This is a genomic window from Nonomuraea turkmeniaca (assembly GCF_005889735.1).
Taxonomy (GTDB): domain Bacteria; phylum Actinomycetota; class Actinomycetes; order Streptosporangiales; family Streptosporangiaceae; genus Nonomuraea; species Nonomuraea turkmeniaca.
This window is the reverse complement of the sequence record NZ_VCKY01000347.1, coordinates 1-8,391: the sequence shown is the minus strand read 5'-3', so window position 1 is coordinate 8,391 and position 8,391 is coordinate 1. Positions and strand designations below refer to the sequence as shown.

Below are 8,391 nucleotides of genomic sequence, written 5' to 3'. Positions count from 1 at the left end.
CCCCCGCCCCCGACCACCACTGCCACGGGACGGGGAAGGGCGCGCAAGCCCACCGGGCCCCCGTCCGGGTGGCTCGATGACGAGGAGCGCGTCCCCTCGTCGCCCGTCATGGCTTGACGCTGCTCATCGCCGTGACCACCCGGCGAGTCGCGGTCGCTGACGCCGTTGAGAGCCGAGGAGGCCGATCTCCGGCGATAGGTAACTCTCATGGTCCGTCCGTCCTCTCTCACCACGGCGTTTGATCGGATTCGTTCCTCAACCAGGACCGGGCGGCCGTCAAATCGGTGACTCCGTCGGCCGACTTGTTCGTCCAAGTCGTCGCCCTGATCGGCGACAACACGCTGCGACCGCAAGGATGCGGTTCTGTTGCGATCAGGCGAGGCCGGCGAGGTCCTCCTCGGTGAGAGTGATCGACCGGGCGGTCACGTTCTCCTCCAGGTGAGCCACGGAACCGGTGCCCGGGATGGCCAGAGCGACCGGGGACAGGGCAAGCAGCCACGCCAGGGCGATCTGATGGGCGGTGGCGCCGTACCGTTCGGCGACCTTGACCAGGCCGGGGTCGTATATGTCGGCCCTGCCGCCGCCGAGGGGGGAGAAGGGGACGAAGGCGATGCCGGCCTGCGTGCAGGCGTCCAGGACAGCCGTCTCGTCACGATTGGCGATGTTGAAGTTGTTCTGGACGGCCGCGACAGGAGCGATCGTGCGGGCCTCGGCGAGATGACCGGCATCGACGTTGCTGATGCCCAGATGGCGGATCAGTCCCTCCTCGCGCAGCGCGGCGAGCACCTCGAAGCGTTCGGCGAGCGACTCGCCATGTGGAGGTTCCGCCATGCCGATGCGCAGGTAGACCAGGTCCAGGCGATCCAGGCCCAGGCTCTCGAGGTTGGCTTCGACCTGGGGCCGAAGATCGGCGGCGGTGCCCTGGCGGGGACCGTCGGGACCGAAGACCGGGCCGACCTTGGTGGCGATGACCAGATCGTCCGGGTACGGGGACAGGGCCTCGCGGATCAGGGTGTTGGCGCGTACCGAGCCGTTCCCGCTGCGGTAGAAGTCGGCGGTGTCGATGTGGTTGACGCCGAGCTCGACGGCGCGGCGCAGGACGGCGCGGCTGGGCTCAGGGTCGCGGGCGGGACCGCCCGGACGGCCCTGGGGCAGGCGCATGGCTCCGAGGCCGAGCCGGTCGATCGTCAGGTCGCCGCCGAGGCGGAGCTGGTTGGTCATGTCTCTCCTCATGATGTGAGGTGGTCTCTGCGAGAAAGCAGGGCCACTTTGGTCGGCGCCGAAGCGGGGCCCCTGGGGTACAGGCCGGGAATCCACTGCGCCCGTCCGCCATCTCCTCGTACGGGTGGATCGACCGCAGCAGCGTGCCGTGGATCAGCTTCTGCGTGGTGCTCGACCGGCCGGCGGCGTGGCCGGCACCGAGCGCCGACAGGCACCGCAGCCGGGAGACGCCCCGGTCGCGCCATATGCGGTGGCGGTGCTGAACCTTCGACGAACGTGACCGTCTCGTCGAGCGGCGCCCGGCCCGTACGGGCATGCCTCACCGTGGGATCCTCGAACCCGATCGACATGCCACAGAAGAGGATGAGCCCGTCCGGGGGTGACAGGACCTCCGCGACGGTCTTGCGATAGACCGACCACGCCATCTGCGGGCAACTGTGCAGCCCTTCGGCGCGGAGCAGCAGCATGACGGTCTGCAGATACATGCCGACGTCGGCCCATTGCGGCGGGCCCATGTCGCGGTCGATGTAGCAGAACAGGGCGGCGGGCGCGCCGAAGCAGTCCCAGTTCTCGGCGGCGGCCCTCTGGCGCGCCTCCCAATCCTCGCGCGCAATGCCGAGCGCGCCGTAGCGCTCCTTGCCGAAGGCGGATCGGCGCTCGTGGTAGGGGGACTTCAGCGCGGGCGGGTACATCTCGTACTCCCGCTCGTCCCAGGGGTCGCCTGCGGCCAGGCGCTCGCCGGCGCGCTTCTTGAGCTCGGCCAGCGGCCTGCCGGTCAGCACGTAGACGTGCCACGGCTGGAGGTTCGATCCGGACGGCGACCAGGCCGCGGCGGACAGGACGCGCTCCAGCACCTCCATCGGAACAGGCTGGTCGGTGAATCCGCGCACCGCCCGTCGGCTCATGACCGCCTCGTAGACGTCCACGATCGCTACCTCCCCATCTGCTCGACGTGCCTAGCTCCGTTACGTTCACGACTGTATCATCCACGATGGTATCAATCAATACAATTTCGTGAGCCGTGAGCCGTTTCGCGGACAGCGGGACGGCCTTGAGTGATGTTCGGCGCCGAGTCGCTGCCGATCACTACAAGGCCGTGAGGGTGAGGTGGCTGAACGATGTCCCTGGCGTCGAGTCTTCGAGGGTGTTATCCCACTCCCGGAACGACGCCTATGCCCGCCTGACTGCGCGGGCCGCGCACCGGCGCGCGGCCCGGCCTACGCCTCACCGCCCGAGGGATAGGCGAACCGGGTCAACAGATCCCTCAGTTGCTCGGGCTCGCCGGGCCCCAGTGCGGCAACCAGACGCTCAGCCAGCGACTCCGCCGCCACATGGGCCGCGTCGAAAAGCTCGACGCCCTGAGGCGTGATCTCCACCGCCCGCACCCGCCGGTCCCCCGGAACGCTCTTGCGTACGGCCAGCCCCTTACGCTCCAGATCGTCCACGACCCGCATGATTCCGGCCTTGTCAGACCCCGTCGCCGCCGCCAAGTCCCGCTGCACCGTGGGCCCGCGGTCGACCAGCACGATCAGCACGGCGAAATGCCGCAACTCGATGCCGAGCGGCCGAAGCGCCTCCATCATCACCGTGGCCGCACGCCAGTGCGCCTGGCGCAGCAGCAAGCCGAGAGCGAAGGGCGTGGCGCCCCTGGGGCGATCGGTCGCACGCGAAGCGGTGGTTCTGTCAGGAGCGTCGGCGGTCATGAGAGCATATTACCCACAATCCTCTCATTCGATACGGTATCATATGAAATTAAATGCACGGACCGGGCCGTTGGGGGGCGCCTTCCACAGGGCGGATCCCCCGTTTCGGCAATAGGCTGCGAACCACTTGAATGCCGGGAAGCGGGGTAGAACGTCCGCCGTGGGATCCACGGTCACCGTCCCCCAGACCCGCACCATGAGCGGCGAGGAGCTGTCCGCCGACGACGCGTGGGAGACGCTGCGCAAGTACGGCGGCTGGCACTTCGTGCACGACTCGTTCGTCAGGTTCCGCTACGGCGACGGCATGAGCCACTCGCGGGCTCTCGCCTTCCAGATCTGCCTGGCGATCATCCCCGGCGCCATCGCCCTGGTCGGCTTGAGCGCGGTCACCCATCAAGAGGAACTGGGCCGGGTGTTGCGGCTCACGCTGAGCGCGCTGGCACCCGGGAGCGGCGCCGAGGCCGTCACGCAGGTGCTCCAAGGCGGGAACGGCACCAGGGACGAGCTGGCGCTCTGGCTCGGCCTGGCCACCACGCTCGCCGCGCTGGCCAGCGCGATGGCGCAGTTCGAGCGGGGGGCGAACCGGATCTACGGCATCGAGCGCGACCGGCCGTTCCATCGCAAGTACGCCAGGGCGGTGGTGCTCGCGCTGACCGCCGGGATCTGCATGATCACCGGATTCACGGTCCTGGTGAGCGGGGGTGAGCTCGGCGACGCACTGAGCGAGACGTACGGCTGGGGCGACGGAGCCCGCCAGGCCTTCGCCTTCGTCCGCTGGCCGCTCGGATTCCTGCTCGCGCTCGCCTCCACGGTCACGCTGTTCCGGGCCTCGCCGAGGCGCAGGCAGCCCGGCCATACGTGGCTGGCCGTGGGAGCGCTGGTGGCGCTGGGCTTATGGACGCTCTTCACCCTGGCCCTGGCCCTCTATACCGAGCACAACAGCACCTTCGGCGACACGTACGGGCCGCCTACCGCCGTCATGGCGCTGCTGCTGTGGTCGTTCCTCAGCTCGATCGCGCTCTTTTTGGGGATGGCGTTCGCGGCCCAGCTGGAGGCCTGCCGTGCCGGCTGCGTCGAGCCCGCGCACCCCGACTCGGGGCCCACCGCGGAGGAGGAGCGCGAGCCCCTGGTGGGCGAGGTCGGATCGGCCGTGATCACCGCTGTGGGTGAGCTGATCGGTCGTCGCCGCACGCGAAGGCGGGTGAGCCGCTCGGACGCCTGAGCCCGTCCTTGGGCCTCGGCGGCTACTCAGCGCACACGTTGCGGTTGGACGCTCCCTCGGCGAGCAGCCTAGATCTCTTGCCTCATCGGCGTCAGACTCCGGCCGGCACACCGGGACCTCCGCCGGCCCGGGGTTGCCGTAGCATCCGCCGGGAAGCCAACGCATCCGCCCGACCTGCGATGACGCAGCCAACACATCCGCCCGGCCTGCGATGACAATGATCCGATGAAGGTCGGTGGTTTTGGCGGATGGTGCGCAGTCGCGGTTAGTCGCCACGGTTCGGCACAATGACTGATGTGCAAGTTGGAGTGCTTGGGCCGTTCGAGGTCCGGAACCACGAGGGCGCCGTGGTGGAGGTCCCTGGGATTCGGCTGCGTGCACTGCTGACTGCACTCGCCCTCGAACCTGGCCGGATCGTCACGCGTGCGAGGCTGGTCGACTGGATTTGGGGGCAACAGCCGCCCGCGGACGAAGTGAATGCCGTGCAGGCGTTGGTGTCCCGGCTGCGCAAGGTGTTACCGGACGGTGTGATCGAGGCGGATTCCGGCGGATACCGGCTGGCCGTGGCTCCTGACGCCGTGGACGTGTGCCGGTTCGAGCACCTGGTCGGTCAGGCCCGTGCCGCCGAGCCTGCGGTGCGGGCGGATCTGCTGCGCTCGGCCTTGGCATTGTGGCGTGGTACGGCCATGGCGGACATCGCACTGCGAGACAGCGATGCGTTCGACGCCGCGGTCGCGCGTCTGAACGAGCTCTACGTCGCCACGCTCGGGGATCGGGTGGATGCGGATATCCGCCTCGGCCGTGGCTCGGAGCTGGTCTCCGAGCTGACCGAGCTGGTTGCCGCGTATCCGCTGCGGGAGGGGTTCGTGGCGGCGTTGATGCGAGCGCTCGCCGAGGCGGGGCGTGGCAACGAGGCTTTGACCGTGTACCAGCGAACGCGCGAGCGGCTCGCCGAGGAGCTGGGCACCGATCCATCGGCCGAGCTCTCCGCGCTGCACACCGCGTTGCTGCGGGGCGAGCTGGGCGAGCGGGCGGAGAACCGCAGGACGAACCTGCGCGCCGAGCTGACGAGTTTCGTGGGCAAGGACAATGACATCTCCGCGGTCGCCGTGTTGGCCATCGGGCACCGACTGGTCACCTTGACGGGGGCGGGTGGCTCCGGCAAGACAAGGCTGGCCACGGAGACCGCGCGGACGATGCTCACGGAGCTGCCGGATGGGGCGTGGCTGGTCGAATTGGCCTCGGTGCGGGCAGGCGGTGATCTGGCGCAGGCCGCACTTACCGCGATCGGCCTGCGTGACCAGGCATTGCTCGGTGACGCGCGGGGCGGGGAACCGATGGATCGGCTCATCGCCGCCTTCCGGGAGCGCGCGGCCCTGCTGATCCTGGACAACTGCGAGCACGTGATCGAGGCGGCCGCGGCTTTCGCGGATCGGCTTCTGGGAGAGTGCCGGAGGCTGCGGATTCTGGCCACGAGCCGGGAACCGCTCGGTATCACCGGGGAGGTGCTGTGGCAGGTCGAGCCACTCGCGCTGCCCGCGACGGGAGCGCACCCCGCCGAGGTCGGGACCTCGCCCGCGGTACGGCTGCTGCGGGACCGCGCGGATTTGGTGCGTAAGGACATCGGCTCCGACGCACACACCTTGTCGGCCATGGCGCGGATCTGCCGGGCGCTCGACGGGATGCCGCTGGCGATCGAACTGGCCGCGGCACGGCTGCGCACCATGTCCATCGATCAGCTGGCACGTCGGCTCGACGACCGATTCCGGCTGTTGACCGGTGGCAGCCGTACGGCGCTTTCCCGGCACAAGACGCTGCGCGCGGTCGTGGACTGGAGCTGGGATCTGTTGACCGAGGCCGAGCGTGGCGTGCTGCGGCGGCTCTCGGTGTTCTCCGGCGGGGTGAGCCTGGATGCGGCCGAGCGGGTGTGCGGGGGCGAGGCATTCGCCGGGGAGCAGGTGCTCGACCTGCTGACCGCGTTGATCGAGAAGTCGCTGCTGCTTGCCGACGGCGACGGTGACGGCACGCCGCGCTACCGGATGCTCAACACCATCAGGGAATACGCGGCGTACCGGCTCGCCGAAGCCGGGGAAACCGAGCCGGCGCGCCGGGCGCACCTTGCCTACTTCACCGAGCTGGCCGAGGCGGCCGATCCGCGCCTGCGTCGGGCCGAGCAGCTGGAATGGCTGGCCACGCTCGATGCCGAGCACGACAACATCAGCACGGCCCTGCGCGGGGCGATCGCCGAGGGATCGGCCCAGGAGGCGATGCGGCTGGTCGGGGCCGTGGGCTGGTACTGGTACCTCAGTGGGCACCGGACCGAGGGCACCGAGTTGAGCATCGCGGCGGCCTCGCTGAAGGGTGAGGTGTCCGATGAGGTGCGGGCGATGGCGTACGCCATCGTGACCATATTCATGACCTCCGGGCCAGGCCGCGATCAGTATCAGGCGCGGGAGTGGATCCTCGAGGCGCACCGGTTCATCCAGCGCAGCGGGTATCGCAACCCGCTGCTCGGGTTCGTGGCGCCGCTGGAGCGGATGCTGCAGGAGCCGACGGACTTCCTGCCCGCGTTCGAGCCGCTCATCGCCGACGACGATCCGTGGGTGCGCGCGCAGGCCAGGCTCACCCGTGGCCGATTGCGGCTCACGCTCGGCGGCGACGAGACTGACGTGGACAGCGACGCCGAAATCGCCCTTGCCGAGTTCCGCACGCTGGGTGACCGGTGGGGGATGTCGTGGGCGCTGACCTTCCTGGCCGATCGGCTCGCCATGCGCGGCGAGTCCGCACGCGCGTGCGAGCACTACGAAGAGGCGGCTGTGGCGCTGACCGAGGTAGGCGCGACCGAGGACGCGGTCGGCCTGCGGGCGCGGCAGGCTCAGCTGTACTGGCTGCTCGGCGATGAGCGGTCCAGCACCTCCGCCATGGCCGAAGCGCAGCGGTACGCGGACGGGATCACCTGGCCGGACACGCTTGCCGAGCTGGAGCTTTCGAAGGCGCGGCTGGCGCGCTGGCGCGGCGAGCCGGACAAGGCACACCAGCACCTGGCCACGGTGCGGGCGATGCTGGGCAACGAGGAACTGAGCGACGTGGCCCGCGCCAAGTCCATGGACCTGTACGGCTACCTCACCGAGGATCTCGAGGAGGCCCGCGCGCATCGGAGCGAGGCGTTCCGCGTAGCTGTGGAGACGACGTATCCGCCGCTGATCGCCGAGGTATTGATCGGGATCGCGGATCTCGCGCTGCGCCAGGGACAGTACGAGCAGGCCGCGCGCTTGCTAGCGGCAAGCGACGGCGTGCGCGGTACGCCGGATCGTTCGCTGCCGGACGCTTCCAGGATCGCCGCGGACACGCGGGATCGCCTCGGTGAAACCGTGTTCACCGAGGCCACCCGTGCCGGACAGCGGCGCGATTGGCGTGAGCTGGCCGAGATCACGCTCGCTTCGTGAACGTCGCGCGCGCCCACCGGTAGCCGATCAACGCGAGCCCACGCACCAGGCGATCGTCGTGATGGTCGAGCCCGCCGGCGGCACGCCGGTCAGCCCTGCCGGAGATCTCGAGCGGGGTCGGCGTCCCGTCAAGCGGCGTCGAGGGCTTCGGTGATCTTGCGGGCCATGTCCGCCATGGTGGGGCTGGGCCGGCCCTGGTGGGTGCGGGCGGCTGCGTCGATGGCGATGAGGACGGTGCTGCGGAAGTTGTCGGCCTCTGCCGGATCCTGCTTCTTGAGCAGGCTCATGGCTGCCGTCAGGGCCGGCAGCACGTGGTCGGCCAGTTCGGCCACCGACTTGCCGTACAGGTTGATGTCCTTGCTCTTCGCGGCGAGCACGTGCCCGACCAGGCCGGTCGCCGAAGCCAGGGCGATGGAGCCGTCGGTGGCGGCCCTGTGGGGCGAGCCGGCGGCATCAGCGGCGGACATCAGGGAGACGGCGCCGTAGGCGGCGGTGCGCAGGGTGGCCTTGTCCTGGTCGGAAAGGGTGATGGACATGCTGGTGTACTCCTTCGAACCTGACATTCACGTGAACGGACGGAGGGTGGAATGCGGTCCTGCTGATGCCCGGGGTCTCTCGATGGATCAGGTCGGGTCACCCGAGGGGATCTCACCCTCGGGCGACCCCGGCCTTAGTGGTCCAGTTCGTAAGTCATTCGAGGGTTCACAGGGCCGCTGGTAGTGCGACAGGCTGGTGGCCGCAGCCGGCGGGTTGCTGGAAGTGGTGCTCTTTCTGTTCGTGTCGCTCGATCCGGGCCATC

General features: G+C 69.4%; 7 protein-coding genes. 2 read left to right on the top strand and 5 right to left on the bottom strand.

Annotation, left to right across the window (positions count from 1 at the left end; all coding sequences use genetic code 11):
- From ETD86_RS57660 to ETD86_RS50475, 4 genes are all read right to left on the bottom strand, one after another.
- The coding region (locus ETD86_RS57660; protein ID WP_211370834.1) for a hypothetical protein at positions 1-209 on the bottom strand (209 nt) is incomplete at its 3' end.
- A 163-nt stretch (positions 210-372) separates the two neighbouring features.
- Positions 373-1,221, bottom strand: a complete 849-nt coding sequence (locus tag ETD86_RS50485) for an aldo/keto reductase (RefSeq protein WP_138673743.1) — start codon at positions 1,219-1,221, stop codon at positions 373-375.
- Positions 1,222-1,229: 8 nt separating this feature from the next.
- Positions 1,230-2,147, bottom strand: a complete 918-nt coding sequence (locus ETD86_RS50480; RefSeq protein ID WP_211370832.1) for a nitroreductase — start codon at positions 2,145-2,147, stop codon at positions 1,230-1,232.
- Between the two features lie 291 nt (positions 2,148-2,438).
- Positions 2,439-2,924 carry a MarR family winged helix-turn-helix transcriptional regulator gene (locus ETD86_RS50475; RefSeq protein ID WP_138673742.1) on the bottom strand — a complete coding sequence of 162 codons (486 nt, stop codon included), beginning with the start codon at positions 2,922-2,924 and terminating at the stop codon, positions 2,439-2,441.
- Positions 2,925-3,084: 160 nt separating this feature from the next.
- Here ETD86_RS50475 and ETD86_RS50470 point away from each other — a divergent pair, with 160 nt between their 5' ends.
- Positions 3,085-4,146, top strand: a complete 1,062-nt coding sequence (locus ETD86_RS50470; RefSeq protein ID WP_138673741.1) for a YihY/virulence factor BrkB family protein — start codon at positions 3,085-3,087, stop codon at positions 4,144-4,146.
- A gap of 296 nt (positions 4,147-4,442) precedes the next feature.
- A complete protein-coding gene (locus tag ETD86_RS50465) occupies positions 4,443-7,592 on the top strand; it encodes an AfsR/SARP family transcriptional regulator (protein WP_138673740.1) in 3,150 nt (1,049 codons plus the stop codon).
- 128 nt (positions 7,593-7,720) lie between these two features.
- Here ETD86_RS50465 and ETD86_RS50460 read toward each other — a convergent pair whose 3' ends face one another.
- Entirely contained in the window at positions 7,721-8,128 is a 408-nt protein-coding gene (locus ETD86_RS50460; RefSeq protein WP_138673739.1) for a hypothetical protein, read from the bottom strand.
- Positions 8,129-8,391 lie beyond the last annotated feature (263 nt).

Bases quoted from the DNA above. Each gene is read 5' to 3' on its own strand.
- ETD86_RS50485 (WP_138673743.1), bottom strand. From the start codon at position 1,221: ATGACCAACCAGCTCCGCCTCGGCGGCGACCTGACGATCGACCGGCTC.
- ETD86_RS50475 (WP_138673742.1), bottom strand. From the start codon at position 2,924: ATGACCGCCGACGCTCCTGACAGAACCACCGCTTCGCGTGCGACCGAT.
- ETD86_RS50460 (WP_138673739.1), bottom strand. From the start codon at position 8,128: ATGTCCATCACCCTTTCCGACCAGGACAAGGCCACCCTGCGCACCGCC.